Source organism: Halopiger thermotolerans (assembly GCF_054654555.1).
On record NZ_BAAIEU010000004.1, the window covers coordinates 219346 to 244322 of the forward strand.

A 24977-nucleotide genomic window follows, 5' to 3' on the forward strand; every position below is an offset into this window, starting at 1 on the left:
TACGCACCGAAGACGTTTAAAGGGTTGGAGAGTCGTGGTAACGTATCACTCGATGCCGAAAATCCGTTTTCGAGACCCGGGGTTCGGCACAACGAGCGTCGACGGAGTGCCGGTCACAGTTTGCGGTCCGAATCCGGGTTCTCGAGATCCCACAGCAGCTCCGGCAGGAACGCCTCGAGGTTGTCGATGACCCGCCGCTCGCTGACGTTCAGGCCGTCGCAGTGGTCGTGGGCCGAATCGCGAATGTCGACGTGGAGGTCGCCGTCCTCGCGCCAGACGCCGAGCGGGAAGACCGAACACCGCGTCGGTTTCCAGTCCTCCTCGAGGTGCAGCGAGCAGAGTCCGTCCTCCCGGAGAAAGGCGCAGGCGCAGCCGTCGTCGGCGACGTGCTCGTCGTGGGCTTTCTCCTCCCGGGTGACGAACTTCTCGCCGCGGAAGTCGGTCGTCGTCTCCGCGAGGTTCGCCCGCTGGGCCAACTCGAGCAGGTCCCGGTCGTAGAGCAAGACCCCGTGGTAACAACACCAGGTGCAGTCGTCGACGCACTCGAAGGTGAGGTCGGGATCGAACTCGACGACGACCTCGCGGTCGGGGTAGACTTCCACGCGGCGAGGGGCCTCCTCGGTGCTCACGTCCGGTCGAAGGGGGGTCGGGCTGAAGTGCCTTTCTACCCGGTATCGATCGGCCGCGATCGCGGGCGTGGCTGGGATCGGACGGTGTGAACGTGGCATATGCAACCCCGATCCGTTTTCCGTTGCTCGTCCTCGCTCTATCTATGACAGCCACGTCCGACCGCACGAAACTGCTGAAAAACGCCGGCGTCGTCACGACGCTCATCGACGCCGTCATGGAGTTCGCGAAGGGACGACCGAAGAGCGGCGCCCTCCTGCTCGGCTCCGCGGCCGTCTCCTCGCGCGTTCCCGGCTTCGGCACCGCCGTCTCGCTCCTGCTCCGGGCCTACCGCCGATTCCGATAGCGGGTCGATCGCGGCCGGGAAACTCTCGGCCCTCGAGGCCCTACCGGCCGGTACGCATGCCCGACCGCGAGTTCGCCACCGCCACCGCCACCCCCACCAACGCGCTCGTCACCGGTCCGCCGCGAAGCGGCAAGACGACCGCGCTCGAGCGGACCGTCTCCCGACTTCGCGATCGGGGCCTCGCGGTCGGCGGACTCGTCAGTCCGGAGATCCGCGAAAGCGACGCTGACGAGGAAGCGAGTCGACGCGTCGGCTTCGAAATCGCCGCTCTCTCGACCGATCGCCGGGCGACCATGGCCCACGTCGACCGCGAGACCGGCCCCCACGTCGGCAAGTACCGCGTCGACGTCGCGGCCGTCGGCCGGGTCGCGGGCGCGGCGCTCGAGCGCGCTCGCGGCGAGGCCGACTGCATCGTGATCGACGAAATCGCGCCGATGCAACTCGAGAGCGAGCGGTTCGTCGTCGAAACCCGACGCGCGCTCGAGTCGTCGGTGCCCGTGCTCGCGGCAGTCAAGGCCGACGCCACGAACGGGTTCCTCGGCGAGGTCAAGTCGCGTCCCGACGTCGCGACGTACGAGGTCGACCCGTCGACGCGGGACGAACTGCCCGGCCGGTTGGTCGAGTGGGTGCTGGCTCGCCGCTGACCGGCCGCGCTCCCGCTTCTCACTCCTCGAGCACGAGATACGTCCGCGCGCCGCAGTGCTCGAGGGAGACGCGATCGGTCGAGACGTTCGCGCGGACGAACTCCTCGATCCCGGCCGTCGGGAGGTCGGTCACGTCGATGCGACGACGCCGCTCGGCGGTCGTCACGGTCCCTTCGCGTCGGCTGTCCACCTCGCTCCGGTCGTCGGCCGCGTCTACGATCAGTGCCATACCTCTCAATCGGACAGACGGTACGTCAAACCGATCCGTCCGGAGTGAAAGTGAAAGTGCAGGACGGACGGCGCCTCTCCTCTGGATCCGCGCCGCGGACCCTGTCGCGACGTCCCCGTCGGCGCTGCCGGACGACTCAGCCGAGTCGTTTCACCTCAACCCGGTGGGGGCCGTCGTCGGTCTCGAGCGTCACCGTCTCCGCGACGGCGGTTTCGGCCCGCTCCTGCCACTCCTCGACGGCCTCGGCGTGGCGCTTTCGGAGACGTTCAGCGTCGGCGTCGTCCAACTCCTCGACGCTGTCCGTCGCGAGGTCGGCGAACTCGTCCTCGAGGTGGGGATACGCCGCCAGGACGTCGTCGTCGATGACGTCCTCGGGCGAGACGTGGACGGCCCCGGTCACCGGCGTATCGTCGACTCGGTAGACGTGAATCCGCGCTCGCATCCGGCCGTGAAACGGCGGCGTCACGCGGAGGACGGCCTCGCCGGGATTTTCCTGCCCGTAGGCGTACGCGTTGACGGCGTCCTCCGGCGAAACGGCGAGCGAGCGGATTCGCGTCGGATCGCTCTCGTCGGCTCCGTCCCCTGCCATCGCTGAGCCGTTAGTCACGAACGCATTTAATCGCCCTGCCGGGGTTCGTCCGCCGGTCGAAACACGGTCGCGCGCACGTCTGTAGAGACGCCGTGGGTCGCCGCCTCGATCGACGGTGGCACCGCCGTTTCCGTCCCCGCGTAATGCGAGCGAAGCGACGCCCGAACGGCCTCGCGGACGCAGGCCCGCGTCGCCGCTCCAACTGCGGTTCCCGAGCCCGAGAACGGGACGGACGGACCCGACGGATCGTGGCCGACAACGACCGCGTCCGTCGTGGTGCCGGGAAAGCCGGTCTCCGCGAGCAGCGTCGCGGCCTTCGCCTCCGCGGCGACGGCGATCAGATTCGCCAGCGCGCCGGGCTCGAGGGCCCGCGTCGTACCGACGATGAGGTTGACGGTGCCGGTTGGATCCGGTTCGGTGCTCGAGTCCGAGCCCGACCCCGGTCCCGTGTCCGCGTCCGTCGGCACCGCGTCGCCGTCGGCGTCGGGGGCCATCGGCAGCGCCGCCGGATTCGAGATGCCGGCGGTGGCGTAGACCGTCACCGGGCCGCACCGCGCGCCGCGGGCGTCCTCGAGGTCGACGCCGGTCAGGAGGACGGGCGGCTCGCCGCGGGTTTCGGGGCCGTCGCCACCGCCGCCTTCGGAAAATCCCGCCCGCTCGAGGCGTTCGTCGACGTACGCCCCGAGATCGGTTCGGTCCCACCCGTCCGGAACCGAGACGTTGTACGCGCAGCCGGCGGTCCGGCGGCCGCCGTTCCAGCCGGTCGAGAGCCACTCGGTCTCGCCGTCGCTCGCGGTCTCGGACCTGGCGCGACGAACCCGGAGGACGCCGTCCCGTCGCACCGCCTCGTACGCGCGCTCGCCGTCACCGCGGTCGGTCGGCTCCGTCGTCATCGGTCGGGATCGTCCCGCACGCCGAGCGCGGCGAGCAGTTCGTCGTTCGCCGCGCGATCCTTGACGGCGACGCGAACGTGCGACTCGAGGCCCCGGAACGTCGTCGCGTCGCGGACGGCGACGCCGTTCTCGCGGGCCGATTCGATCACCCCGGCGACGTCGCGGTCGCCGACGTCGCACAGCAGGTAGGGGGCGTCCGAGGGGTGGACGTCGAACTGTCCGTCGAGCGCCTCCCGCAGGCGTTTGCGCTCGCTCGCGACGCGCTCGCGCGTCTCGTGGACGAACTCGTCCCGCCGCAGGCAGTGCGCGCCGACCCGCGCGGCCGGCGTTCCGAGCGACCAGGTCTGGCGGGCCGTCTCGAGCGCGTCACGCTGCCGGCCGCTCGCGACGGCGAAGCCGGCCCGCAGCCCGGGCAGCCCGAACAGTTTGGTCAGCGACCGGGCGACGACCACGTTCTTGAGGTCGCGGTCCCGCGCGCGAAGCGCGGCCGACGGCAGGTCGGTAAACCCGAGAAAGGCCTCGTCGACCAGCAGCGTCGTGCCCGCCCGCTCGCAGCGGGCCGCGAACGCGGCCAGCTCGTCGGGATCGGCCGCCTCGCCGGTCGGATTGTTCGGCGTGCAGACGATCGCGAGCGCGGCCGACTCGAGGCCCTCGCTGCCGAGATCGAACAGGTCGTCGTACCGGATAAACCGCGGCCGGGCGCCCTGCAACTGGACTTCGCGGGCGTACTCGCCGAAGCTCGGGTACGGAACCAGCGCCTCGTCGCCGGGCTCGAGCGCGAGTTCGATAGCGAGCCGGATCGCGGCCAGCCCGCCGGGCGTCGGAATCACGTCGTCGGGGTCGCAGCCGACGAACCGGGCCGCTGCGGTCCGGAAGTCGGGGTACGCGTCGTCCGGGTAGCGCCGCGCGTCCTCGAGCGCGTCGGCGTACACTGCTTCGACGCCGTCGGGCGTCCGGGGGTTCGTGTTCGCCGAGAAATCGAGGACGTCCGGGTTAGGTTCGCCGCCGTGGGGGACGCGCTCGGCGGTGCGCACTGCGTCAGGATGCATCGGTGTCGGTTCGGTGGTTCGATCCGTTCCCACTTGGGTCGTCGCTTTCGATCCCGAGTCGCGCACAGACCACCTCGAACCGGGACCGAACGTCGGCCATCTGGCCGTCCGGCACCAGCGAGAGCGCGCCGCCCATCGCGACGCCCTCCTTCGCCTCGCCGGCGCAGTAGCGGGCCATCGCGACGTGCTCGCGCTCGTGGTCGTCGAAGCCGGGATCGGTCACCGTGAGGTCGCAGTCGAGACGGTCGCAGGCGGCCTCGAGTTCGCTCCCGCGCTCGTCGGCGACGAACGAGGTCGTCGCGATCGACAGCGCCGCGTCGACACCGGCGTGGCGCAAGATTGCGGCGACAGCGACCATCTGCGTGCCGCCCGCCAGCGTGACAGCGGCCCCGGACTCGAGCGCGCCGGCCGCGACGCCGGCAACCGCCGGCTGGACGGGATCGCCGACGGCGCGGATCGCCTCGAGCGGCCTCCCCTCGCACGCGCCGGGCTCAAGGTCGCTGGCGGCCAGCCCCTCGCCGACGACCTGGCGCTTGCGCTTGAGGGGGTTTTCGGGCAGCGAGGAGGAGACGCCGACCGATTCGCCGAGCGCGGTGAGGACGCCCAACGCCGTCGTCGTCCCGCCGGGGATCGTCTCGCCGAGCAGGAACTCGTCGTCCGGGAGGCTCGCGCCGTATTCGAACGCGCGGTCGAAGATTGCCGCCGCGTCCGGGACGGCCGCGGGCTCGCGGACGTCCGCGCCCGGTTCGGCAGGGCCGAGATCGACCGTCGGCGCCGCCGTCGGCTCGGCGAGGCCGGCGTCGACGACCGCGACGTCGAAGCCGACCGTCTCCCGCACGGCGCGGGTGACCGCCGCGGGCGTCGGACAGCCGGTCGGACTCACCGGCGTCACGGGCGCGGCGGCCGGCTCGCCGTACGCGAGGATCTCGGCGTCGGCCGCGGGGGTGTGGGCCATCAGTTCCGGGGACGCGCCGGCGGCGCTTAGCCCCTCGATCAGTGCGGTGTCGGTCGTTCCGGCTGCGAGTAGTACGCGCATGGCTGGGTCACTGCGTATCGTGTTCGTCTCGTTCGGTTGCATCCCTGCGATTCGTCCGTTCCTCCGCGATTCGAGCGTCCGCGAGTCGGTTCACGTTCACCGCGAGTCGCGGATCGAAGTGGACGTCGATCGAATCGGTCGCGTCGGCATCGCCGACGACGTTGACGCCCGTCGGCGCGAGGTGGTCGCGCGACTCGAGTCGCGAGTCCACGCTGACGCCGAGCCGTCGCTTGAGCGCGACGGGGACGCAGACGGTCCGCGACCGACTGCCGTCTCCGCGGCGGTGACGCTCGAGTACCTGATCGATGACCGGTCCCTCGAGCAGCGGGAGGTCGGCGGCGACGGAGAGGATCGGCGTCGAAACGCCGTCGCGCTCGAGGGCGGCCAGCAGGTCGGCGACGTAGCCCTCGCCCGGCGTTTCGATCGTCGTCACGGCCGCCCGGTCGCTCGCGACGCGCTCGAGGTGGGTCCGCGTCTCGGGTGCGTTCGGCGAGACGGCAGCGTAGATCGTCTCGACGCGACTGTCCTCGAGGGCCGCGAGGACGCGGTCGACCATCGGCCGTCCGTCGATCGGGTGCAGCGGCTTCTCGTGGGGGCTCTCGAGGCGCGTGCCTTTCCCGCCGCACATCACGAGAGCGTCCACGCGATCACCCCCGCGTGAACGCCGACGACGCGGCCGAGCTCGTTCGCGGCGCCGAAGACGTCGCCGTTGATGCCGCCGAGGTTGCGGTCGGCCCAGTACCAGGGCAGGCCGATTCCGGCGAGCGCGGCCCACGGCGCGACGGCGGCCGGGTGCGGCCAGACCAGCGCCGTCGCGCCGGCGAGGACCCCCGCCGGAACGACGAATCCGCCCGGCGTCGACGGCTCGGTGAACTGCCGGCCCATCCCCTCGAACCCGGCGGTTCCGAAGCAGGCCATCGCGGCCATGCCGAGTTTCGCGCCGACCTCGGCAGCGATCGCGACCGCGACCGCCGTCAGCGGCGACAGGCCGGCAAGTCCGAGCCCCGCGAGCGCGAGGGCGGCGACGGTCAGCGCCACCGCGAGCACCGCGCCGACGCCGGTCGTCGTGTCCTTCAGCACCTCGCGCCGGCGCGCCGCGTCGCCGTGGACGACGAGGGCGTCGCCCAGATCCGCGATCCCGTCGAGGTGGTGGATCCCCGTCACGGCGTAGACCGCGAGCAGGTAGCCGAGCGCGACGGTCGGTGCCGGCAGCGCGTCGGCCGCAAGCAGCGGCACCGCCGCCAGCGAGCCGGCGACGAGGCCGACGAGCGGAAACGCGGCGGGCCGAGACCGGAACGCGTCCCAGTCGCCCTCGCGGTGGGGGACCGGGAGCCGCGTCAGGAACCCGACCGCGGCGCGGACCGCGCCGAGCCAGCCTCGGCCGCGGGCGGTCATCGGAGCGTCACCTCCGACGCCGCGAGTCGAGACGGCGCCTCGAACGGCGCCACAGCCACATCGGTCACGACCGCGTCGACGCCAACTGCCAGCGCGACGGCGACGAGCACCGCGACCGCCGCGCCGCGACCGACGACGCTCACGGCCCGCTCGCCGTCCGCGATCGTCGGGAAGGGCGTGTCCGGGTTGAGATCGTAGACCCCCGGCTTGCGGAGTCGCACGTCGAGCGCGCAGGCCAGGGTCGCCATCGGCCACCCCGAGTTCGGCGACGGCGGCGCTCGCGCCCACCGTCGCGCCCGCCAGAGCGCGAGCGGGTCGGCGGCGACGGCGATCGCCAGCGCGCTGAGCCGGGCGGGAAGCCACATCACGAAGTCGTCGAGTCGCGCGCTCGCGGTGCCGTGTGGCTTGTCCGGGTAGCCCAGCATCGAGTCGAGCGTGTTGACGCCCTTGACCCACGCGGCCGCAGCGGCCGCGGCAGACGGCGAGATCGGAGCAAGCACCGCGAACGGAACCAGCGTCGCCACGAGCCCGTCCGCGAGGTTCTCGGCCGCGCTCTCGAGGGCGGCGCTGCGGAGCTCCGCCGCCGAGAGCGGTGCTGTCTCGCGGCCGACGAGTCCGCGGACCCGTTCGCGGGCCGTCTCGAGATCCGTTTCGGTCGCCGCGACCACGGCCTCGGTGAGCTCGAGCAGCGAACGCAGGCTCATTGTCAGAAAGAGCACGAGCGCAGCGGCGACGGCGCCGGCGAAGGGGGCGAGCGCGGCCGCGGCGAGGACGAAGACGGCGGCCACGCCGGCGGGGACGAGCGGCGCGAGGAGGGCAATCGCGACGCCGACGCGTCGCTGGCGTCGGTCGCGGGTCCGGTCCGCGTCCTCGCCCGTGGCGTCGTCCGTCCCGCTCCAGTCGCGATCGAGCGCGCCCACGAGCCGGCCGAACCACGCGACCGGATGGGCGACGTTCGGCGGCTCGCCGACCAGGAGATCGAGGCTGAAGGCGAGGCCGATCATCCCCAGCGTCGCGATCACGTCCCTCCCCCCGTTCGTCCGCCGGCGCGGTGCTCGCTCGCGGTCATGGCCCGTCAGTCCTCCTTCCCGGCCGGTAGTTCCGCGGACAGCCGGTCGGGAATCTCCTCGAGCGCCGCGTCCTCGAGCAACAGCGCCGTCCCGCCGACGTCCTCGACGCCGCCGTCGGCGTCCGGATCGTCGCCGACGTGGACGAGTTCCGTCGGGTCGACGCCGAGTTCGTCGGCGGTCAACTCGAAGATCTCGGGTGACGGCTTGCGCCAGCCGCAGCCGACGCTCGTGACGACCGCGTCGAAGGCGTCGCGCTCGAGGTCGGCCCGGATCAGCGTGCGGGCGACCAGTTCCGGGACGCTGCAGTTCGAACAGATCGCGACGGGTCCCCGTTCGCGGGCCGCGTCGACGGCCTCGCGCGCGCCCGGTCTGGTCTCGACGGACGGATCGAACGCCGCGACGACGGCCCGCCTGACCGCGTTTCGCTCGTAGTCGATCCCGCGGCTCGCGAGCGCGCGGGCGACGTGGGCCGGGAGCGGCACCTCGGCGCCCTCGGGGGCGTCGACGTGCGGCTCCGCGTACGCGGTCGCCCAGTCGTCGGGGACCGGCACGTCGCGCTCGGCGAGTTCCGTCGCGACGGCGTCGGCCGGGTCGGACGGCGTGTCGGCGGCGACGAGCGTTCCGAAGAGGTCGAACGATACTCCCACAACGATGTAACTAGGACAACTGAACTTTAATTAAGCGGTCCGACGGAAACCGACGGCACGCCGGGGCAAAACGCCGCGGCGGCGACGGTCGATCAGGCCAGTTCCGCGAACGCGAGGTTGCCGGAGATGTTCTTGATGTAGATTTCGACCACGTCGCCCTCCTCGGCGCCGGGGACGAAGATCGTGTACTCGCCCTTCTCGGCGACGCCGTCGCCCTTGCGGCCGGTGCCGGTGATCTCGACGGTGTAGGTCTCGCCCTCCTCGACGGCCTCCTGCTGCTGTTGCTGCTGGCTGCTGGTCGAGCGCTTGGTGACGGGGCGGAACGCACCGCAGGCGTCACAGCGCAGCATCGGCGTGCGGTCCTCGCGGACGAGGCGGGTGTCCGGCAGGCCGCACTCCGAACAGAGGACGTACTCGTCGACGTAGGCGTCGACGGCCGCGTCGAAGTCCTGCTCGGAGAAGGTGCCGTTGTACCGGCCGCGGCCGTCCTCGAGTTTGCCGCTGGTCCCGAGTTCGCGCTGGATGAACCGGTGGAGGTGTTCGTCCTCGCGCGAGAGGACGTCGGCGATGTCGCCGAGGTTCGTAAATCGCGTGAAGGCGCCGTCCTTCTGGGTCTCGGCGTCCGGAATCTGGAGTCGCTGTTCGTCGCCCCCGATGTCGGGGACATCGTCCATGGCCCGGTCGAGACTCGACTCGTAATCCATACGCGAACGAAGGGGATTGGAACGTAAATCCGTTCTGCTATCACGGTCCGGCGACGGCGCGGCGGTCGAGCACCGGCGCCCTCGAGGTCCGTCGCCTGCGTTCGCCGCTCGCCAGTCTCGAGGTTACAGCGAGTCGCCACCCCGCTCGCTGGGCGGGCCCTGCTTCTCCTCGTCCAGCGTCGTGAGGTCGCGTTCGGGGTTGGCCTCGTTCGGACTGCCCGCCTCGCCGGTGATCTCGCCGTACACCGCCTCGCGGACCTCCTCCGGATCGTCGTACTGCTCGTTCGCCAGGCGGTCGAAGACGCTGCCCAGCGACTCCGTCTCGTTCGGCAGGTCGATCGCCTCGTCGCCGTACTCCGAGGCGAGTTCCTCGCCGGTCACCGGGTACTCGAGGTCGCCGAGGTGGCGCTCGACGTCGTCGAGGATGGATTCGGTGTGCTCGGCCCGCTCGGACTTGCGCTGGTCGATGCGATCCTGTGCGCGGTCGCGACTGGGGCCGTCGTCGCTCATGCCCGATGCTTTCGCGAGGCGAGCGAAAAGGGACCGGCCGGCGCTTGCGGGCCCGATCGCGGCGCCGCTCCTCGCGGTCGGTTCGGTCGCGCTCCTCGACGCTGCCCCCGAATCCGCGGGCCCGCGGTCGTTATCCGCCCCGGCTTGAGGGGCTTGCACAATAGTCAACGAGAGTTTATGTGTTTCCCGTCCCAACCCGGAAATGGCCCTGGTTGATGGTGGCGCGTTGCCCAGCGGCTACCTGATTCTCCAGGGTCATTCATCATTTTCGACTCGAGCGCGACGGCGCCGAGGCGCAGGTGCGGACGGATTCCAAAACCGAGGCCGACAGCGTCGCGGCGGTCCAGTTCGTCTCGCCCTATCGGCTCATGGCGTCGCCGTCACGTCCCCGAAGCGTGGGATGACTTCCTCCTCGATCACTTCGCAGAAGGCCTCCTGATCCGGACTGTGGCTCTGGTAGACGATGTGGTTGAAGCCGGCGTCGACGTACTTCTCGGTGACGTCGACGATGTCCTGCGGATCGGTCGTGATGGTCATCTCCTCCTTGAGGACCTCGGGATCGACCTTGTCGCCGTGGGCCTGGACGACCCGCGGGTCCGCGATGTCCGCCTCGAAGAAGATGTCGAGCATCGTCCCGCGCCACGGGAGACACGGCTCGAGGGCGGCCTCCTCGCTGTCGGGGTCGTAGGAGACGTGGAGGTGGATCGAGCGATCCATCCCCTCGAGGGAGTCGTTCCGGTCGGACCTCTCGACGCCCTTGCGGACCGACGGGAAGAGCTCCTCCTGGACGCGTTCGGGGGATTCGAAGACGGTGACGTAGCCGTCGCCGAGGTCGCCGGCCATCCGAGCGAGCGTCGGCCCGTTACTGGCGATGTAGACCGGCGGCATCTCGTCGGGGCCGGTGTAGAGGTTCGCCTCGTCGAACGACCAGAACTGGCCGTCGTAGCTGACGAACTCGTTCTCGAAGAGCGCGCGCATCATCCGGACCGCCTCGGCGGTGCGCTTGGCGGACTCGCCGAACTCGGGCATCGGCAGGCCGAGCGGACTCTCGTTTAGCGCCTCGCCGGAACCGAGGCCGAGGAAGATCCGGTCGGGGTACATCTCGGCGAGCGTCGCGAGTCGGTGCGCGACGTTGCCCGGATGGTAGCGGTGGATGACCGCGGTGACGCCCGTCCCCATGACGAGATCGTCGGTGCGCTCGAGCGCGGCGGGGAGCCACGACCAGGCGTTGCCGGCGTTGCCAGAGGACCCGTCCTGCTTGTGGTCGAGCCACGGGTGGAAGTGGTCGCTCACCCACGCGGTGTCGAAGCCCGCCTCCTCGGCGAGTTCGACCTGCCGCAGACACTCGTTAGGCGAGAACTCCTCGAGAGAGGCAAACCAGCCAAATCTGACCATATTTTAACCTCCGGTGACGGGGCACTAAGTCCATTCTTCACGGCGAATCTAACCGACATCCGTGACGCCGGTGCCGATCGTATCGGTCCCCGCTTGCGCGGGCGCTCGCGTCGCTCGGCGTCGCGAGTCGTCACGCCAACTCGCTCGAGGGTCGCCGCCGGCACCCCCTCGTTTCGCGTAGCGTTCACGGACTGTAAGACGGCGTATCAGGTCCTATAGCGACACGGCGATTGGCCGCCGTCCACATGCGGGACAGTCCGCCGGTCGCGGCAGTCGGTCCCGCGCCGCATCACCGCTTCCCTCGTCGCTCGCTGCCGGGCAGTCGTCGGACGGCTCGCGGATCCGACCGAAATCGGTCTCGATTACGAGTGCTACCGCGGTTCGACGAGGACGGAAGTCCGCCCGCCCCGATTCGAACGGATGAGAGACGGGCTCGCTTCGCCCGCGAACGTGCGACTCTCGCGTTCAAATCGGCTCGGTTACCCGTTCGTTCCGCTCACGAATTTGGTCGCGGAAAAGCAGTCCGCCCTCCCCGTCGTGAACCCTCAACGTGTTTGGTGTTCTCTGATTCCGTCATGGCTATTTTCATAGTTCGAAGAAGCTACGGCGCTGTTCGGCCTTCTGGCGCTTGCTGCGTCGGTCGTAGTGCTTATCGAGAATCTCCTCGCTCGCGTTCATGCGATCGGACACAAGCGATCGGTCCTGGTCGGCCAGTCGGTGAGCGGTCACTCGACCACTTCGGACGTCGTGGGGAGACCGAGCCGACGGGCACTTGCTGTACTTCGAGTAGTCCGTCGCCTCGCAGTTCTCCGGCTCGCGGTCGTGGGGACACTCCTTCCCGCGCCAACAGGGGCGAGTAACACGGTAGAGGGTCGTCCGACAGGCGTTCGTCGAGACGCGTCCATGTTCAGTCGTTACCAGCGGTCGGCGACCGTGTTCGTCGGTGATATCAACCCGCGGTCCGTCCTCAGCAATGTAGTCCTCGAGCACTTCGGCGACTCGCGGCGCAATCGCGTTCCACCGCTCGCCGTTCTGCTTGTTCTTCAGCGGCGTGTCCGTCTCTGGCCGATGGACGAAATGGACTGCTGGCCCTTCGGCACGCGGACGATCGCCCTCGAGGTCGAGGTCTCCGAGATCGAGCGCACGGAGCTCGCCGACGCGGCACCCGGTGTGCCACAGCATCAGGACGATAACGTGCATCCGACTGGCGTACTCGTAGCGGTTGAGCCAATCGACGATCTCAATTGCGCGGTCGGGATCAAGCGTGCTATTGCTCACTTCCTCTTGACCGTCCAACCGCGGGAGCGGGACCTGATCGTACAGGCCCTCTTTCACCGCGTCGATCTCTCCACAGAACCGGAGGAACGCGCGCAACGTCGCGAGATCGCCCCGAAGGGTGATCGTCTTCAGTTCTTCATCGGAGTAGTTTCCTTCTCGTCGCCAGACGCGATACGCGTAGAGGTCACGGCCTGATAGCGTGTTCAGGTTCGCGATCCCCTCTTCGTCACACCACGCGACGAAGGCCCGCAGGCGATAGTACTGTCCATCGAGGGTCTTCTCCGAGGTATCGTCGCTCCGCGACTCGAGGTACAGGTCGAGTGCTTCGGACGGCTCGAGCGGCTCGAGATTTTCACTCATCGGCTCTCACCATCCTTCCAGTTCTCCGGGGCACCCCAGCGGAGTTCGGGGTGTTCGTCTTCGGCGCGATCGCGATCGAACAGCCGATCCTGAACGTCCCTCTGGAGTGCGCGGCCGGATCGATCGCGGGGTTCGCTCTCGGCGTGGTGGTGATCATCCACCCGCGCGGCGAGATCGTCCATCGCTTCCAGGTACTCGCACAGAACCGCGTTCTGATATCGCAGTTCCGTCGCGATCGCCTCGAGCGCCTCGGCTTGCCGCTCGAGAACATCGGCCTGTCGCTCGAGAGCGAGCCGGTCTCTATCCATCGTGATCACACTCCGTGTAGCCGGCAGGCCATGTCCAAATCGAGTCGCCGTAGGCGCCGCAGCCGCACTCGTATCGTCGCTTCCGCCATTGACCGCCCGGTCCGATTTCATCGACAAACTCGATGTCGTCGTCAGACTCGCAGAACGGACAAACGCCGGGCTCGTCTGCGGGTCGCCGGTATCGGACCCGCATAACGGGGAAGACTCCGCCGTCGCTCGTCGTCTCGATGTCTCTCAACTCGAATCGTGTCGTGCTGTTAGAAGCAGATTCACTCATCGCGATCACCCTTGTAGTAGGCTTTTCCGGACCCACCGCTCGGGAACCGTTCGGGTCGTTCGGGACAGCCGTACTGGTGGCCGTATTCGTCGCCGTCCGTACCGCGCGTACAGCGCGCGTTGCAGGTGCCACAGATGAACTCGCGCGATTTCTCGGGGACCGGATTCGAGTGCCGCTGCGCCAGCGTATTCGACTTACTCATCGAGCATCGCCTCCTCTGCCTCGAGAACTCGCTGAAATTCCTCTCGATTGCCGCCGACATCCGGATGGCAGGCCTTCTTTTTCTGCCTCGCTGCCGCTTCGACGATCTCTGGATCGGCGTCGGGCGCAACGTCGAGAATCTCGTGCGGTGGCTCTTTCGGGGCAGCAAGCTCGTCGTCCGCCGATGGAAGGCGCGCACTGGCGAACTCGGATTGTCCCGTCTTGACCGGCCGCTGGCTCATCTTGCGCTTTTCGTGGATGTAGAGGTACAGCGTCCGGATATTGTCGCGGAGCCGCGTGTACGCGTCACACGCGACTGCATACTGTCCGTTCTCCATCGTCCACCGGACTACCGCACCGGGATCGTCCGGGTTCTGATTCGCGTAGGGGTAGGACGGATTCTGATTCTGGTGGCGAGCGTCCGTCGAGAGACGCCACTCGTCGGCTCCGATCAGCTCGAGTTCATCCTCGAGTTGATCGATCGTGTCGCGTAGCGACGTCCGGAAGCGTTTGTTTCGCGTTCGGTGCTCGGCCAGCGTCCGCTCGAAGCCGTCGGGCCACTCGAGGGTCATCGCGCATCACCGTCCTCGAGAAGATCGCCTCCGTCGGTCGCGGCCAGCGCGATCTCGCAGGTGTCTGCGAGGCGCTTGGTGCGTTCGCGGAGAAGCGTGCGCCCGTCGTCCGTGAGCGCGTACTCATTCGTGCGTCTATCGTAGCTCGACTTTTCGATCAGGTCGAGTTCGACGAGCGTATCCAGATTCGGGTAGAGCCGCCCGTGATTTACTTCGCCGTACTCACGCTCGAGTTCGTGTTTGATCCCGTTTCCGTGGCGCTTCTGATCGTTGCGCTCGAGACGAGCGAGTGCCTCGAGGCAGTCGCGCTGGAACCCGGTGAGATCGGTCCACGTCGCGCCGCCGTCGGCGACGAGTCGTTGGTCAGTTGCGAGTGATGCGTCTGTCGTGTCGGGGCTTTCAAGGCCCCGCGAATCATCGGCGTACATGGCTTGCGTAGCCTGGTTACGCGAGCCGCGCGGACCCGGTGTCCCTAGCACCGGACCGCAATTTTCGTACGGTCCCAACGGACAGTCGGGACCGCGTGGTACTCGCGTTACAAACAGTCTCGTTTGTCTACACATAAATTTTACCAACAGATGCGTTTGTCTATCATACAAGATTGTTATATGGGGGAAAGTCATGAAAATAGTCAAACGAGGGGCGTTCGTTGTCAAATTAGATGCGCCCGAGGCTCGCAGACTGGATGACTCCTGTCGATAGAGACATCCTTGAACTCCTACGAAATGAGGGTGGGCGCACTGAACTTGTCCTAACACCCCGACTAATCGCGGAGAATACCGATTGGGGACGGCAAACAGTAAGAGAACATCTAATGGTTCTCCGAGAGAAAGACATGGTGGAATATTACGACGAATCCGGGGGAATCCACCAGCTCTCTGACCGCGGGCGTGCTTACCTCGAGGGCGAGATAGCCGTCGAAGAACTCGAAGACGACGGGGAGTGACTGGTGTCCGTTCTCGGCTTCGGCAGGGCGTAGAAATCGACGCCGTGAGTTTATATCTGAAACCGGGAGCAACTGTGGTATGCGGACCGATCATCCGCAGGATGACCTGCTGATTGCTGACGCACTGCTCCGACTGCAGTACCGACTCGAAGAGACGAACCCCGAGCGGGCAAATCGAGCAAACGACCTCGCTGCTCAGATCGTCGCAGTGCACGGACTGACCCTGAACGAACTCCAGACCCAGATCGACAGGGACTATCCGGACGGCGATCGCGTTTCGACTACTCTCGAGCCCGACGACGAGTGAGCGAACGCTTATCACCGCCGTTTTCACGTCTGGTGCGAGTGGATCGCCGAGAATTTGTAACATCACTTCTCGACCCCCTCGACACCGATCCGTTGCAGCAAGGGCTCGAGCCAGTTGGGGAACTCCTCTTCCTCGGAAAACGCCGCGCCGTGTAGGTCGATCAGGCCGGCAGTCTTCCCCTCAATTGCGAAGACCCACTTCCGACCGCCGTCGACATCAACATCGACGCGCCTCTTGTTATTCGTCGCCCCAACGATCTCGATATCGACAGTCCGCCCATCCTCGAGTTCCGTCCGTAATCGCGGCTCTTCTGCGTTCGAATCGAGCGTTTTGATAGACATACTCGACTCGAGGGAAGAAATGGGATTAAAACTACACCGGGGATGGGCAAAAGACGACCCGAATCCGCTCTATTCACTGATACCGAGGGAATCATGCCCTAACTCGCGATGGGCAAAAGATGGGCAAATGGAGAAAAGTGGTTCTGTTGAAACCGTCTGCACCTGATAGGAATAGCGTGCTGTATACAGAGTATCCATTCATCAAATGATTTGACCGGAGAGGACCACTATTCGTAAAAGAGATTATCAAATTATGATTCCAGTTGATGTTGGTCCAGAACTGGTCCTACTTGTGGTCACAGTCTGCCTGAGTTCGATGAATGTAATTTTGGCTTATGACACAAGGGTGTTCCAAAAGCGGGCTACTATTCGGGAAGCACTGGAACAGTTAGATCCGTTTATTGAAGAGAAGCCAGACTTTAAAATTGACCACAGTTTGATAGATTTCAGGTATTTGTCACGGACACAAGGTGTTACCATTTTGTTTCGGTATATTTCTCTATTCAATGCAACAACTGCAACTGGGGGACAACCGCGTAGATTTCACGAGATATTAAGAGCAGGCACCCCATTTCCGGGACCAGAAACCATCATAGATGATGTCAACAATATTGAGGGCGTTTCGGACTCTAAATTCACAGATCGCGGTCTTGAGGTAGAGATAAATTCGACTGATCCAATTCAAATTGTGGACATAATTCATCAAGTCCAACGGATCTTCCGATTCCAATTAAGAAAATCTAATCCAATAGAATAATTTGATACTCTGAAGGTGAAACCCGGTCAATGGGAGGAGAATACTGTGCTGCAGACGCGCTCTATATTCAGCACGACCTCTAGGAGCTATCACTAATTGAGGGTTTCAACAAGGCCAGCAAAGTCACTCGTCGACTACCGTATAGGTCCGCCCTCGCGTCGATCCGTTCGACGCAATCAACTCGTATTTATTCTCGAGCGCGTCGAGATAGCGGCCGCGAGTCGTGTCACCGCGCGGGTTCTGCGCGCGCTCCTCATACGTTTCCTTCAGCTCGGTCGCCGAGATCGTCCCGGCCCGCTGGATGATATCGTAGAGGAGTCGCTTGTGCGTCCCCAAGGCGTCGATGTGGCCCTGCCGTTTCTCCGCGATCGCATCCTCCTCGACGGCGTCGACGTCGCCGACCGTGATCTCTGAGCGGTCGTCGCCGATCACGCGCTTAGTCGCGCGTCGCAGCAGGATCAACGCCTCGCGCGCGTCCCCAGCCGCCATGTTCGCAATGTACTCGACGACATACTCATCGATCACGCCGGGTTTCAGTCCGGCTTCGATCCGCGCCCACAGAATGTCCTCGAGTTCGTGCTGCTCGTACTTGTGGAGGCGAATTTTCTCGTTGCGCCCGAACCGCGACTGCACACGCCCGTCGAATCGTGGATCGGAAAAGAAGTCATTCTCGTTGATCGTGATCATCACGAGCGTCACATTCGGAATCTCCGACAGCGCGAGTAGCGTCGACTCGTCATCCAGGACGTCGACCTCGTCAACGATCGCGACGATGTGGTCGTCCGTATCCTCGAAACAGTTGAGATAGCGAGTTGCGGACACGCCGTCCTTCGGCAAGTGCCGCCCGATCCCGGAGTCATCGACGAGCCCGTGCAGCACGTCGGTCTTCGCTGACGCGGACATGCAGTTGTGATACGCCCGCCGAACGCCGAACGCTTCCTCCTGGAGCTTCCGGACGACGAACTTCGCGAGCGTCGTCTTCCCCGTTCCACTTGGACCGAAAATAAACGAGTGCTCGCCCGCCATCCCGTGGACGATTGGCTTCAACTCGCCGACGAGCTGGTCGATCTTCCCCTCCCGGTGCTCGAGATCCTGCGGAACGTAGGCCGTCTCGAGCGCTCGAGCGTTATCGATCATACACACAATCTATACCTAAATTTCATAAATCGAACTAAATTGGTGTGGAAGCAAATATAATCCTGATAACGATCATCTTAGATAGCTCTACGAAGATTGCCGGAACCTCTATTAATCCCGTTATCGACTTTTGACGAAAGATGGCACTCTCAGATTCCCATATAGGGATACACCCAGATGAAGGGGTAGTTCAGAAACGTAGTGAGTTAGATGTTGAGGATTGGGTGAAGGTTGCACAGCGAGAGTCAAAGATCATCAAGGTGGGATCTCGATACGGAAATCACTATATTGATTGCAGAGATTCAGATGATTTCTTGGCAGTTTTCTCTGGTCCTCATGGTCCTGAAAATGCACCAGCGACAATAGATGAAGATAATATTAAACGTCTTTTGACTGCTTCTAATGAAATTGAGATTGTGGATTTGTCTGAGTCCCCTTATGCGAGGATTGAGATTCAAACCAATCCGGGAGTCTGAGCCTATTTCCAGAACTCCCAGATCTTGGGGCCTCCGACGACTTGATCAGCGACTTGGTTGCGGATCAGCTTCTGCAACTGCTCCGTCGACATTCCCTTAGCACGCGAGTGATGGGAAGGAGCATGGTCTTTCACCAGCTGTAGAAGCTGATTCCGGCTTTCGGTGATCACGACGTACTCTCCGTTGATGATGTACGCGGGGATCACCTTCGACTTGCTACCGTTGATCTTGCCGTCGTCTTTCAGGTCCTTGCAAGCTTGGCGGACTTGCCTGGTACTAAATCCAAGCGCATCCGACATCTCACCAGTAGTGGACCGCCCATTGCTACGAAGGTAGTCCTGAATGTCTTGGTAAATTGTGGTCATGTTTCTCACCTCCTTTATTGACCCCCGCCTCGCAACAATGGGCAAATTTCTAGTGGATGCAGATACTACCCGCACCTGCTGACTAATCCCTTTGCCCAAAGTGGAGACGGATTCGGTTCGACCCGTTGCTTGATCGTGATGGGTTGTGGAACGGGTTGAACGATCCGCCAACATTTCTTCGGTGACCATCGCTTCGACAGCCTCTAGTATATTCTAACCCCATATAAAGGTACCGACGGCATACCCCGAAAACACTAACTCCATTGCGAGAAATAGGGACGACATAAGCCGAAACCAACTATGACATCATTCGATAGTCCGATACCAGATGACAGTCGTCCGAGAGGTATTTTGAGTGAAGCAGATAGGAATTTCCTAAGAGGTAAAAAGGAATACGCTAGCGAACAGTCAGAAAGGGATGCTAGGTATAGAATACGTCAAAGGCTAACAAATTCGTTCTTAGACTTCAGCATTTTGTACAGATTCATGGATAAGAGAGATAAAGATCAAGTCTTTGCGCCACTCAGTCGGGAACCAGAGACTTTTTCTGAACTCACAGAACAACCGTCTGAAGAATCAATTTCTGAGATGGTCGAAGATGCGATGTTCGTAGCAGGTGTTTCTGATGCTATAGGTTTCCTGTATCAAGAAACTCGTGGACAAACAATTTCCTTTGAAGATTTGTTAGAAGAAGCTGTCTCTGATATTGAGAATGATCGTGGGTTCATTGTAGAAGATGTCGAAGTAAATGTTGAAGTTAAAAAAAGAAAGCCAGATACAGAAGTATTGTTACAGCGGCTAAATGAGGGTGAAGGGCTAACAAGAGAGGAAATATCTACATTAATTCGGTCCGACGAGTTTGACCTTACACCAGAACATCTGGATGAGATATTTTCTAAATTAGCGGAAGATGCAGTAGATGAAGATGAAGAAGAATGACACTAAATGGTCTGGTCTAGAACTTCTTTGACATTCTTTGTTGAATGGTTTTCAGCATATATCTCAATGCTCCGTCTCCATTTCCGTAGGTGGTTACCAGTCTTTGAGGTACCCAGCTCATTCAGAGTTTCCTTATATGTCGATTCAGCCTCTTTGACCTCTTCTAAGGATTCCTGTAGAGACTGGTCAAATATACGGTTCTTGTGGATCCCTCGTGTGGAGATATAGTGGCTCTGCAAGAAATCTGGATCCTCCCCTACCTCGAACAGGTCATCCCAACTTGAGAGAGTAGACTGACACTCATTACAACTACAGATCGGTGTGGAACCTAAGTCTGTTAGCGTGTCCACATCAGCTACGTTAAGAAATTCTTTGACCGGGTCAAAGTAGTAGCGTTTCAGGTTGCTTCCATCTCCTCCTGACTCTTCCTTTTTTTCTGATTTCGATTCGCTGTGGTATACACCAAATCCCACACCAGTCGCTCCAAAGTATGCTAGTAGATGAGAAAAATATGACCCATAGAGACTATGAACGCCGATCCCAATTTCAGATAGTTCATCTACTATTTTGAGGATATTAAGATGAGTTCCGATTCCCGAGGATTTGTCAAAACCTTCCACCCAAAGGAAGATTTCACTACACTCTATTTTCTTTACACTTTCTATAAGTGAATCCCTATTTGTGGAATCAGTAATAAAATCTGGAGTGATAAATAGACATGGTTTTATTGGGAGGTTTGTAGCCTGATTAGTGAGTTGCGCTAATTCTCTGTTGCGAGGTATATCTTTAGGTTCTGTAATTTTGTGGTACCAGGGGATGATTGCCTCAGGCCGTAGATCGTCAACAACAAAATCATACTTCCCAGTAGAATTCTCTGCTGCGTCTTTCACAAAATTCTCTTGGAAGTCTGCAGTGCTTTTACAAATTGACTCTCGTTCTTCTTGAGTCAGATTCTCATACTGGATTTGAGTATGGTCATCAAAAAGATCTTGGACTTTTTCACCCAGTATCTCTATATATTTCTGGTACCATGGGCTCAGCTCGTCATTTTGATCATCCAAGAAATTTGTACCTACTCTAAGATTTGTTATTGCGGGATTGATATAGAACCGAGTATCATGCTCTTTCCGTAGCTCATTGAGTAACGTCGGTACCTTACCACTTCCATAGGCTACCAAGTGTGAAGTAAGAATGATCGAATCGATCTGATCTGCATTCTCTTCTATTGCTGGCCTATCAGCAAAACTTAGGTAGTGTATTGAATTTTCAAATTTGGTCATGAATTATATCCTTCACCCGCGTTTTCGCATAATCGCTAGGGTTTGACTCACTAGCAGGTGATAAACGTTTCACTTCAGTATCTATTTCAAGTAAGCCAATATCTGAATCTTCTAGACGCTCTACAGCATCTTTAGGGATATTTTCTTTCCACATTGCTAGATAAGAATAATCGACAAAGGAACAATTTCGTTCTGCTTGCTTTCTACCACGCTTAAAATCCTTGGATTTTAGCTCGATGGCAATTGTATCTTCTCCGTTGAACCCAACAATATCAACTCGAACTGCGTAGAGTTTCGCCTCTGTTGTGAATTCCCACCCCTCTTCCCGGAGGAAAGGAGTGATAATCCCTAGTTGATATTTCTCTGAAATGTATTCGCCCATATCAATCTAGTACTTCTTCTTTGATCTTTGAATTTCGAGCATACTCCGGGTATTGTTCATAGACGTATTCCAATATCTCGTCAGTACTCATTTCATTATAATGCTCCATCATATCTGAGAGATCTTGGCTCGTTTCTTCGTCAACGATCTCCGAAAGTTCTCTACTAATCTTCTGCCCCTTTTCAGTGAGCCGAAACCGCTTCCCGGCAAACTCATTTGAATTATCCGAATCAACGTAGTCTGAGATGTCATAATCAGGAGAAACAGGCTCTAAAGCACCCATATTGACTAGGAGTTCTATCTCATCATATACTTGTTCAGAAAAAGGACCGTAATCGTAAGCTTCGAAATCAAAAGACAAGTCTGGATATTCCTCAGCTAGCTCTGACTCCTGCTCAAGGAGAAAGAGTAACTTCTGAATCTTGGTTAGACCATCTACGTCGCCAGCCTCGTAGAACGATAGAAATACTAAATCGGTTTCTCGGTCAATAGTATCGATCTTTGTCATTGGGTTATTCTGGTCTACGAGCCTGCAAGACGTTTTCGAATAAATGATCCTTGAGTAAGATCAGAATTGTGACCATGGAGAACGATCTTCCGCCGGATAATGTATGTTGATCAGTACCGACCTCTGTGCCCTTAGCTTCGAGATCCAAGATTACACTTTCATCAGTATATTATATTGATTATGAGGAGAATTGAACCAAAAGCCGCAATCAGGCCCCCATAGAAGTTACAGGTCTGCTCAAGGGTTAGGTCTATAATTTCAATGAATCCTTTTTGTGGATCTCCTCCTCTATAGAATTCTTCTTTTTCTCCATCATCGTACTCCGCAATTATTTTTGCAGCGCCTGTAGAGATCTGTTTTGGTACTTCTCTCGGTGGCTCTTCTAATCCTTTTCTGTCAATGTAGTCTACAAAACTCCTGCAAACATGTTTGTTTCTAACTTTAATTATTCTTCCTCTTGATGCATGCACAGTCTCTACCCTCTTTTTGTACGGTTGTTTTGTCCAAGGTAGATGGGAGAATATTTTAACCCGAATGTGCCGCGGGAATTTTGGCAAGACTCGAATGAGTAATCCAGCAAGCCCAGTGATCGTTCCGAGAAGCGCCAGTATAGCACCAACCTGCATTCTAATCTCATAGCAAACTATGAATTCAGATCCCTTAGGCAAACAGATTCCATGAGATGAGTTCTTCTTTGCTATCAAATCATCACTCTATTCATGTCAATTCTAAACCCTTGCCTATCCAATGGCTGCACGTCGACAAGCCAGATAATGTGCACCGCCTCAAGAGGTATCCTCGAACGGGAGAACGTGTGAGTTGAGTACAGAAAGCGATCTTAGCCGATAATCTCCCACGTTATGACTGCGCCGTGCTGATGAACGGGATGCTGTAGCCCTTCGAACGGAGCAATATTCCGCGTTTCAACCTCGAAGTCGTACCAGTGATCGACGTCCATACAGAATTTCTCGGCAATCGCTGCAGCACTCATGCGTTCGTACGGTTCGTCGATCTTCTCATAGTACAGCCCCAGAACCCCGCCGTTTGATTCGAATCCTGATTCATAGAGTTTCTGCGTATCGGTTAACAGTGACGACGAACTCCGTTCGGGGAACGGCGTGAAAATCCGTGCAAAGCTATTCGGATCGATATTTCCGTTGTCGTACCTGAACCGGAGTAATTTTGCTTCGATTGGGATCCGGAGTCCGTCAGACTCGAGCACAAGATCACACCGTTGCTCGCCATTCAGATAGCCCACTTCGGTCTTGATCTCGTCCCGAAGTGGCCGCCCCTCGAGGGTATCGAGGATCATTTCGATCTGATTTTCTTCCTCGAATGGACCAATGCCGGGTTTCCACCGGTCGTGTTCGGCGATTGCGTCCGCCTCAGGAATAGCGGAAGCAAATTCATCGGATAACCGCTCGAGGGCGTCGGATGTACCCGTCATGTCTTTCTAAATTCCAACTCAGCCGTAAATATCTCCTTGATTGACTATCGAGTTTGATCTACGTCTACCAACTGATGATCGAAGATATTCCAGCTGTTTCAGAACTCGAGGAGGGGGAAACGTATCATCGGGTCGAACTACACGAGAAGTACGGCGGAGCTCGATATCGGGGAATTGCGCCCTGTAGTGATTATCCGTACGTCTTCCTTTTTACTGGCGACGAGGGCAAAGAACACGGCTACGAGGACGAATTCCGTGGCGACACGTTCGTCTACACGGGCGAAGGTCGGGAAGGAGACATGGAAATGACCCAGGGGAACAAGGCGATTCGTGATCACCACGATGACGGTCGCGAGCTCCACCTCTTCGAGAGCAACGACGAAGCCTGGAGCGTTACTTACCTCGGACAATTCGAATATGTCGACTGCTTCACTGAGGAACTCCCCGATACGAACGATAATCCTCGAGACGCGATTCGATTTAAACTTGAGCCGGTCGAGAACGAGGTTACGATCGAGGCCGATGATCTCGACGATCTCGATCTCGAAACGCTATACGAGCGTGCGAAAGGAAACTCCGCACCCGGACCCGAGGAAGGCAAGACCACGACGACAACACGCAAAACCTACTCCCGGTCAAAATCGGTGAAGGAGTACGCACTCCGCACTGCTGATGGCGTTTGCCAAGGCTGTGAAGAAACCGCTCCGTTCATCGGGCGAGATGGTAACCCGTTCCTCGAGGTCCATCACCTCTATCGTCGTAGCGATGGGGGTCCCGATCATCCTGATAACGTTATCGCCCTCTGCCCGAACTGTCATCGACGGGTCCACTATGGCGAAGACGGAGACGAGTTTAATCAAGAGCTCATCGAAAAGAGTCAGAATTGAGACTGCGGAGATTGGTCCGTAGTGAGATAGTGCGCGCCGATCAGATCGGTTTCGATCTCCGTGCGTTTGTGCTTGGCCTCGAGGCCCTCCACGGTTGCAACTGAAAAAAGCGCATCACTGCCGAAGGTGTCCTCATGTCGTCGCAGCCGCCCTGTAAAGTCTGATGTCTCACCGATGTATGCCAGTGGTGGCGCATCTCCTTGGTACCAGATCCGATAGACGCCGTTGTCGGGTAACTCGGGCTCGAGACGATCGGCGAGGGGGTATGGCTCGGACCACTCGAGGCCCATCCAGGATGGACCGATCACGTTCTCCGTCTTCTCCCACGGAACTGGGCCACGTCCGGGCGCGCTATTCGGTTCGGTTTCTCCCTCAGGTAACGGACCGCCGACGATTCCGTGCTTGCTATAGCTCGACTGTTTGTAGCCATCGATGATCCGACCGAAGTTGGCCGTCGGACTCTCACCCATTTCGCGCCGTGCAAGCGCGATCAGCGCGGCCTCGATTGCCTTCCGTTCCTGCTTGTCCTCAGCTGCCGGTGGTACTGCGTACGAAACCTCGAGTTCCGGACCGTATCGATCGCGAATTGACCACAGACACGGAGCAGCCGTGTGTGGATCTCGGTACGGCATCTCTTCGGCGTACACCCCTCGAGCAAGAGAACCAACGCGTCCGCGTGTACTCCGGCCGGTTTCCCCGATGTACTCGAGGCCATCGCGGTCTTGGTGACGGACTCGGTACAGTCCTGGATCGGTCGAGATTGTTCCCAAGTCGCCATTCTCCCGATCGAGTGATAGCCATGGAGACCATTCGAGCCCTAACCAGTCAGTGTTGTAGATGCCTGTCTTGTTCATGTCGATTAGTCAGACAAACAAAACCCTTCACCTGTCATCAAACTTTATAAATCATTGGTGACTTCGCTAATGTGATTCAGTTATCAGTCGCAACAGAAGTCATATACTTGCCATGGGTAGACCAGTGAAATTTTGATTGTAGGGTATTAGATTAAGAGTTTTCTCTTCCGTTCGCACCGGTCTCAAGTACCAGTCAAACTATGAACATACTTTTAATCGAG

At 60.5% G+C, this 24977-nt stretch carries 35 protein-coding genes; 8 read left to right on the top strand and 27 right to left on the bottom strand.

From position 1 onward, the window contains the following. Nucleotides 1–113 precede the first annotated feature (113 nt). On the bottom strand, nt 114–629 hold the full coding sequence (locus ACYQ26_RS08700) for a hypothetical protein (protein ID WP_459808501.1): 516 nt from the start codon (nt 627–629) through the stop codon (nt 114–116). 143 nt (nt 630–772) lie between these two features. On the opposite strand from ACYQ26_RS08700, the gene ACYQ26_RS08705 reads away from it, so the two are divergent. Further along, a complete protein-coding gene (locus tag ACYQ26_RS08705; protein WP_459808502.1) occupies nt 773–973 on the top strand; it encodes a hypothetical protein in 201 nt (66 codons plus the stop codon). A gap of 56 nt (nt 974–1029) precedes the next feature. Beyond that, the gene (locus tag ACYQ26_RS08710; protein ID WP_459808504.1) at nt 1030–1617 is read left to right on the top strand and encodes a nucleoside-triphosphatase; all 588 of its coding nucleotides are present in this window, start codon (nt 1030–1032) and stop codon (nt 1615–1617) included. A 19-nt stretch (nt 1618–1636) separates the two neighbouring features. Here the strand turns inward: ACYQ26_RS08710 and ACYQ26_RS08715 are convergent, their stop codons facing one another. The 17 genes from ACYQ26_RS08715 to ACYQ26_RS08795 form a co-directional block, all read right to left on the bottom strand. After that, entirely contained in the window at nt 1637–1846 is a 210-nt protein-coding gene (locus ACYQ26_RS08715) for a hypothetical protein (RefSeq protein WP_459808505.1), read from the bottom strand. A 136-nt stretch (nt 1847–1982) separates the two neighbouring features. Next, on the bottom strand, nt 1983–2435 hold the full coding sequence (locus tag ACYQ26_RS08720; protein WP_459808506.1) for a DUF8009 family protein: 453 nt from the start codon (nt 2433–2435) through the stop codon (nt 1983–1985). Nucleotides 2436–2461: 26 nt separating this feature from the next. Further along, on the bottom strand, nt 2462–3328 hold the full coding sequence (locus tag ACYQ26_RS08725) for an adenosylcobinamide amidohydrolase (RefSeq protein ID WP_459808507.1): 867 nt from the start codon (nt 3326–3328) through the stop codon (nt 2462–2464). Further along, on the bottom strand, nt 3325–4377 hold the full coding sequence (cobD, locus tag ACYQ26_RS08730) for a threonine-phosphate decarboxylase CobD (protein ID WP_459808508.1): 1053 nt from the start codon (nt 4375–4377) through the stop codon (nt 3325–3327). The genes ACYQ26_RS08725 and cobD overlap by 4 nt, the downstream gene beginning before the upstream one ends. Next, complete coding sequence (locus ACYQ26_RS08735; RefSeq protein WP_459808509.1) at nt 4367–5413, bottom strand: nicotinate-nucleotide--dimethylbenzimidazole phosphoribosyltransferase; 1047 nt, start codon at nt 5411–5413, stop codon at nt 4367–4369. The genes cobD and ACYQ26_RS08735 overlap by 11 nt, the downstream gene beginning before the upstream one ends. A 7-nt stretch (nt 5414–5420) precedes the next feature. Beyond that, nucleotides 5421–6041: an NTP transferase domain-containing protein gene (locus ACYQ26_RS08740; protein WP_459810731.1), complete on the bottom strand. Its 621-nt coding sequence runs from the start codon at nt 6039–6041 to the stop codon at nt 5421–5423. Further along, on the bottom strand, nt 6041–6808 hold the full coding sequence (gene cobS, locus ACYQ26_RS08745; RefSeq protein ID WP_459808510.1) for an adenosylcobinamide-GDP ribazoletransferase: 768 nt from the start codon (nt 6806–6808) through the stop codon (nt 6041–6043). Before cobS ends, ACYQ26_RS08740 begins: the two co-directional genes overlap by 1 nt. Then, the gene (cbiB, locus tag ACYQ26_RS08750; protein ID WP_459810732.1) at nt 6805–7812 is read right to left on the bottom strand and encodes an adenosylcobinamide-phosphate synthase CbiB; all 1008 of its coding nucleotides are present in this window, start codon (nt 7810–7812) and stop codon (nt 6805–6807) included. The genes cobS and cbiB overlap by 4 nt, the downstream gene beginning before the upstream one ends. A 71-nt stretch (nt 7813–7883) precedes the next feature. Next, on the bottom strand, nt 7884–8525 hold the full coding sequence (locus ACYQ26_RS08755; RefSeq protein ID WP_459808511.1) for an HAD family hydrolase: 642 nt from the start codon (nt 8523–8525) through the stop codon (nt 7884–7886). A gap of 92 nt (nt 8526–8617) precedes the next feature. After that, nucleotides 8618–9229, bottom strand: a complete 612-nt coding sequence (locus tag ACYQ26_RS08760; RefSeq protein ID WP_459808512.1) for a translation initiation factor IF-2 subunit beta — start codon at nt 9227–9229, stop codon at nt 8618–8620. 123 nt (nt 9230–9352) lie between these two features. Further along, nucleotides 9353–9739, bottom strand: coding sequence for a DUF5789 family protein (locus tag ACYQ26_RS08765; protein ID WP_459808513.1), 387 nt, complete (start codon nt 9737–9739; stop codon nt 9353–9355). Nucleotides 9740–10105: 366 nt separating this feature from the next. Further along, nucleotides 10106–11134, bottom strand: coding sequence for a TIGR03557 family F420-dependent LLM class oxidoreductase (locus ACYQ26_RS08770; protein WP_459808514.1), 1029 nt, complete (start codon nt 11132–11134; stop codon nt 10106–10108). A 585-nt stretch (nt 11135–11719) separates the two neighbouring features. After that, nucleotides 11720–12772, bottom strand: coding sequence for a tyrosine-type recombinase/integrase (locus ACYQ26_RS08775; protein ID WP_459808515.1), 1053 nt, complete (start codon nt 12770–12772; stop codon nt 11720–11722). Then, complete coding sequence (locus ACYQ26_RS08780) at nt 12769–13080, bottom strand: hypothetical protein (RefSeq protein WP_459808516.1); 312 nt, start codon at nt 13078–13080, stop codon at nt 12769–12771. Before ACYQ26_RS08780 ends, ACYQ26_RS08775 begins: the two co-directional genes overlap by 4 nt. A 269-nt stretch (nt 13081–13349) precedes the next feature. Further along, nucleotides 13350–13559, bottom strand: a complete 210-nt coding sequence (locus ACYQ26_RS08785) for a hypothetical protein (protein WP_459808517.1) — start codon at nt 13557–13559, stop codon at nt 13350–13352. Beyond that, on the bottom strand, nt 13552–14130 hold the full coding sequence (locus ACYQ26_RS08790) for a J domain-containing protein (protein WP_459808518.1): 579 nt from the start codon (nt 14128–14130) through the stop codon (nt 13552–13554). Before ACYQ26_RS08790 ends, ACYQ26_RS08785 begins: the two co-directional genes overlap by 8 nt. Beyond that, nucleotides 14127–14558, bottom strand: a complete 432-nt coding sequence (locus ACYQ26_RS08795; RefSeq protein WP_459808519.1) for a helix-turn-helix transcriptional regulator — start codon at nt 14556–14558, stop codon at nt 14127–14129. Before ACYQ26_RS08795 ends, ACYQ26_RS08790 begins: the two co-directional genes overlap by 4 nt. A gap of 386 nt (nt 14559–14944) precedes the next feature. On the opposite strand from ACYQ26_RS08795, the gene ACYQ26_RS08800 reads away from it, so the two are divergent. Continuing rightward, a complete protein-coding gene (locus tag ACYQ26_RS08800; protein WP_459808520.1) occupies nt 14945–15076 on the top strand; it encodes a hypothetical protein in 132 nt (43 codons plus the stop codon). A gap of 79 nt (nt 15077–15155) precedes the next feature. After that, a complete protein-coding gene (locus ACYQ26_RS08805) occupies nt 15156–15383 on the top strand; it encodes a hypothetical protein (RefSeq protein WP_459808521.1) in 228 nt (75 codons plus the stop codon). 62 nt (nt 15384–15445) lie between these two features. Here the strand turns inward: ACYQ26_RS08805 and ACYQ26_RS08810 are convergent, their stop codons facing one another. Beyond that, nucleotides 15446–15724, bottom strand: a complete 279-nt coding sequence (locus ACYQ26_RS08810) for a hypothetical protein (RefSeq protein WP_459808522.1) — start codon at nt 15722–15724, stop codon at nt 15446–15448. 253 nt (nt 15725–15977) lie between these two features. Between ACYQ26_RS08810 and ACYQ26_RS08815 the strand changes: the two genes are divergently transcribed. Then, a complete protein-coding gene (locus ACYQ26_RS08815; RefSeq protein ID WP_459808523.1) occupies nt 15978–16481 on the top strand; it encodes a hypothetical protein in 504 nt (167 codons plus the stop codon). A 123-nt stretch (nt 16482–16604) separates the two neighbouring features. On the opposite strand, the gene ACYQ26_RS08820 is transcribed toward ACYQ26_RS08815, so the two are convergent. After that, a complete protein-coding gene (locus ACYQ26_RS08820; RefSeq protein ID WP_459808524.1) occupies nt 16605–17618 on the bottom strand; it encodes a Cdc6/Cdc18 family protein in 1014 nt (337 codons plus the stop codon). A 140-nt stretch (nt 17619–17758) separates the two neighbouring features. Between ACYQ26_RS08820 and ACYQ26_RS08825 the strand changes: the two genes are divergently transcribed. Next, nucleotides 17759–18094 carry a hypothetical protein gene (locus ACYQ26_RS08825; protein ID WP_459808525.1) on the top strand — a complete coding sequence of 112 codons (336 nt, stop codon included), beginning with the start codon at nt 17759–17761 and terminating at the stop codon, nt 18092–18094. Between the two features lie 2 nt (nt 18095–18096). On the opposite strand, the gene ACYQ26_RS08830 is transcribed toward ACYQ26_RS08825, so the two are convergent. Beyond that, complete coding sequence (locus ACYQ26_RS08830) at nt 18097–18459, bottom strand: winged helix-turn-helix domain-containing protein (protein ID WP_459808526.1); 363 nt, start codon at nt 18457–18459, stop codon at nt 18097–18099. Nucleotides 18460–18759: 300 nt separating this feature from the next. On the opposite strand from ACYQ26_RS08830, the gene ACYQ26_RS08835 reads away from it, so the two are divergent. After that, on the top strand, nt 18760–19398 hold the full coding sequence (locus tag ACYQ26_RS08835; protein ID WP_487247246.1) for a DUF8102 family protein: 639 nt from the start codon (nt 18760–18762) through the stop codon (nt 19396–19398). 2 nt (nt 19399–19400) lie between these two features. Here ACYQ26_RS08835 and ACYQ26_RS08840 read toward each other — a convergent pair whose 3' ends face one another. From ACYQ26_RS08840 to ACYQ26_RS08860, 5 genes are all read right to left on the bottom strand, one after another. After that, nucleotides 19401–20678 (bottom strand): hypothetical protein, encoded by a 1278-nt coding sequence (locus ACYQ26_RS08840; RefSeq protein ID WP_459808528.1) that lies wholly within the window; start codon nt 20676–20678, stop codon nt 19401–19403. Continuing rightward, nucleotides 20665–21060 carry a hypothetical protein gene (locus tag ACYQ26_RS08845; protein ID WP_459808529.1) on the bottom strand — a complete coding sequence of 132 codons (396 nt, stop codon included), beginning with the start codon at nt 21058–21060 and terminating at the stop codon, nt 20665–20667. Before ACYQ26_RS08845 ends, ACYQ26_RS08840 begins: the two co-directional genes overlap by 14 nt. A gap of 1 nt (nt 21061) precedes the next feature. Beyond that, a complete protein-coding gene (locus ACYQ26_RS08850) occupies nt 21062–21568 on the bottom strand; it encodes a type II toxin-antitoxin system antitoxin SocA domain-containing protein (protein WP_459808530.1) in 507 nt (168 codons plus the stop codon). A gap of 161 nt (nt 21569–21729) precedes the next feature. Next, a complete protein-coding gene (locus ACYQ26_RS08855; RefSeq protein ID WP_459808531.1) occupies nt 21730–22272 on the bottom strand; it encodes a hypothetical protein in 543 nt (180 codons plus the stop codon). 134 nt (nt 22273–22406) lie between these two features. Beyond that, nucleotides 22407–23015 carry a transcriptional regulator gene (locus ACYQ26_RS08860; RefSeq protein WP_459808532.1) on the bottom strand — a complete coding sequence of 203 codons (609 nt, stop codon included), beginning with the start codon at nt 23013–23015 and terminating at the stop codon, nt 22407–22409. Nucleotides 23016–23089: 74 nt separating this feature from the next. Between ACYQ26_RS08860 and ACYQ26_RS08865 the strand changes: the two genes are divergently transcribed. Then, nucleotides 23090–23902, top strand: a complete 813-nt coding sequence (locus ACYQ26_RS08865) for an HNH endonuclease (protein ID WP_459808533.1) — start codon at nt 23090–23092, stop codon at nt 23900–23902. Here ACYQ26_RS08865 and ACYQ26_RS08870 read toward each other — a convergent pair. After that, complete coding sequence (locus ACYQ26_RS08870) at nt 23893–24756, bottom strand: GIY-YIG nuclease family protein (protein ID WP_459808534.1); 864 nt, start codon at nt 24754–24756, stop codon at nt 23893–23895. The genes ACYQ26_RS08865 and ACYQ26_RS08870 overlap by 10 nt on opposite strands. Between the last annotated feature and the right edge of the window lie 221 nt (nt 24757–24977).

Excerpts from the sequence above, each read along its gene's own strand:
- ACYQ26_RS08705 (WP_459808502.1), top strand. The coding sequence starts at position 773 with ATGACAGCCACGTCCGACCGCACGAAACTGCTGAAAAACGCCGGCGTC.
- ACYQ26_RS08710 (WP_459808504.1), top strand. The coding sequence starts at position 1,030 with ATGCCCGACCGCGAGTTCGCCACCGCCACCGCCACCCCCACCAACGCG.
- ACYQ26_RS08715 (WP_459808505.1), bottom strand. The coding sequence starts at position 1,846 with ATGGCACTGATCGTAGACGCGGCCGACGACCGGAGCGAGGTGGACAGC.
- ACYQ26_RS08720 (WP_459808506.1), bottom strand. The coding sequence starts at position 2,435 with ATGGCAGGGGACGGAGCCGACGAGAGCGATCCGACGCGAATCCGCTCG.
- ACYQ26_RS08725 (WP_459808507.1), bottom strand. The coding sequence starts at position 3,328 with ATGACGACGGAGCCGACCGACCGCGGTGACGGCGAGCGCGCGTACGAG.
- cobD (WP_459808508.1), bottom strand. The coding sequence starts at position 4,377 with ATGCATCCTGACGCAGTGCGCACCGCCGAGCGCGTCCCCCACGGCGGC.
- ACYQ26_RS08735 (WP_459808509.1), bottom strand. The coding sequence starts at position 5,413 with ATGCGCGTACTACTCGCAGCCGGAACGACCGACACCGCACTGATCGAG.
- ACYQ26_RS08740 (WP_459810731.1), bottom strand. The coding sequence starts at position 6,041 with ATGTGCGGCGGGAAAGGCACGCGCCTCGAGAGCCCCCACGAGAAGCCG.
- cobS (WP_459808510.1), bottom strand. The coding sequence starts at position 6,808 with ATGACCGCCCGCGGCCGAGGCTGGCTCGGCGCGGTCCGCGCCGCGGTC.
- cbiB (WP_459810732.1), bottom strand. The coding sequence starts at position 7,812 with ATGATCGGCCTCGCCTTCAGCCTCGATCTCCTGGTCGGCGAGCCGCCG.
- ACYQ26_RS08760 (WP_459808512.1), bottom strand. The coding sequence starts at position 9,229 with ATGGATTACGAGTCGAGTCTCGACCGGGCCATGGACGATGTCCCCGAC.
- ACYQ26_RS08765 (WP_459808513.1), bottom strand. The coding sequence starts at position 9,739 with ATGAGCGACGACGGCCCCAGTCGCGACCGCGCACAGGATCGCATCGAC.
- ACYQ26_RS08770 (WP_459808514.1), bottom strand. The coding sequence starts at position 11,134 with ATGGTCAGATTTGGCTGGTTTGCCTCTCTCGAGGAGTTCTCGCCTAAC.
- ACYQ26_RS08775 (WP_459808515.1), bottom strand. The coding sequence starts at position 12,772 with ATGAGTGAAAATCTCGAGCCGCTCGAGCCGTCCGAAGCACTCGACCTG.
- ACYQ26_RS08780 (WP_459808516.1), bottom strand. The coding sequence starts at position 13,080 with ATGGATAGAGACCGGCTCGCTCTCGAGCGACAGGCCGATGTTCTCGAG.
- ACYQ26_RS08785 (WP_459808517.1), bottom strand. The coding sequence starts at position 13,559 with ATGAGTAAGTCGAATACGCTGGCGCAGCGGCACTCGAATCCGGTCCCC.
- ACYQ26_RS08790 (WP_459808518.1), bottom strand. The coding sequence starts at position 14,130 with ATGACCCTCGAGTGGCCCGACGGCTTCGAGCGGACGCTGGCCGAGCAC.
- ACYQ26_RS08795 (WP_459808519.1), bottom strand. The coding sequence starts at position 14,558 with ATGTACGCCGATGATTCGCGGGGCCTTGAAAGCCCCGACACGACAGAC.
- ACYQ26_RS08800 (WP_459808520.1), top strand. The coding sequence starts at position 14,945 with ATGGTTCTCCGAGAGAAAGACATGGTGGAATATTACGACGAATCCGGG.
- ACYQ26_RS08805 (WP_459808521.1), top strand. The coding sequence starts at position 15,156 with ATGCGGACCGATCATCCGCAGGATGACCTGCTGATTGCTGACGCACTG.
- ACYQ26_RS08810 (WP_459808522.1), bottom strand. The coding sequence starts at position 15,724 with ATGTCTATCAAAACGCTCGATTCGAACGCAGAAGAGCCGCGATTACGG.
- ACYQ26_RS08815 (WP_459808523.1), top strand. The coding sequence starts at position 15,978 with ATGATTCCAGTTGATGTTGGTCCAGAACTGGTCCTACTTGTGGTCACA.
- ACYQ26_RS08820 (WP_459808524.1), bottom strand. The coding sequence starts at position 17,618 with ATGATCGATAACGCTCGAGCGCTCGAGACGGCCTACGTTCCGCAGGAT.
- ACYQ26_RS08825 (WP_459808525.1), top strand. The coding sequence starts at position 17,759 with ATGGCACTCTCAGATTCCCATATAGGGATACACCCAGATGAAGGGGTA.
- ACYQ26_RS08830 (WP_459808526.1), bottom strand. The coding sequence starts at position 18,459 with ATGACCACAATTTACCAAGACATTCAGGACTACCTTCGTAGCAATGGG.
- ACYQ26_RS08835 (WP_487247246.1), top strand. The coding sequence starts at position 18,760 with ATGACATCATTCGATAGTCCGATACCAGATGACAGTCGTCCGAGAGGT.
- ACYQ26_RS08840 (WP_459808528.1), bottom strand. The coding sequence starts at position 20,678 with ATGACCAAATTTGAAAATTCAATACACTACCTAAGTTTTGCTGATAGG.
- ACYQ26_RS08845 (WP_459808529.1), bottom strand. The coding sequence starts at position 21,060 with ATGGGCGAATACATTTCAGAGAAATATCAACTAGGGATTATCACTCCT.
- ACYQ26_RS08850 (WP_459808530.1), bottom strand. The coding sequence starts at position 21,568 with ATGACAAAGATCGATACTATTGACCGAGAAACCGATTTAGTATTTCTA.
- ACYQ26_RS08860 (WP_459808532.1), bottom strand. The coding sequence starts at position 23,015 with ATGACGGGTACATCCGACGCCCTCGAGCGGTTATCCGATGAATTTGCT.
- ACYQ26_RS08865 (WP_459808533.1), top strand. The coding sequence starts at position 23,090 with ATGATCGAAGATATTCCAGCTGTTTCAGAACTCGAGGAGGGGGAAACG.
- ACYQ26_RS08870 (WP_459808534.1), bottom strand. The coding sequence starts at position 24,756 with ATGAACAAGACAGGCATCTACAACACTGACTGGTTAGGGCTCGAATGG.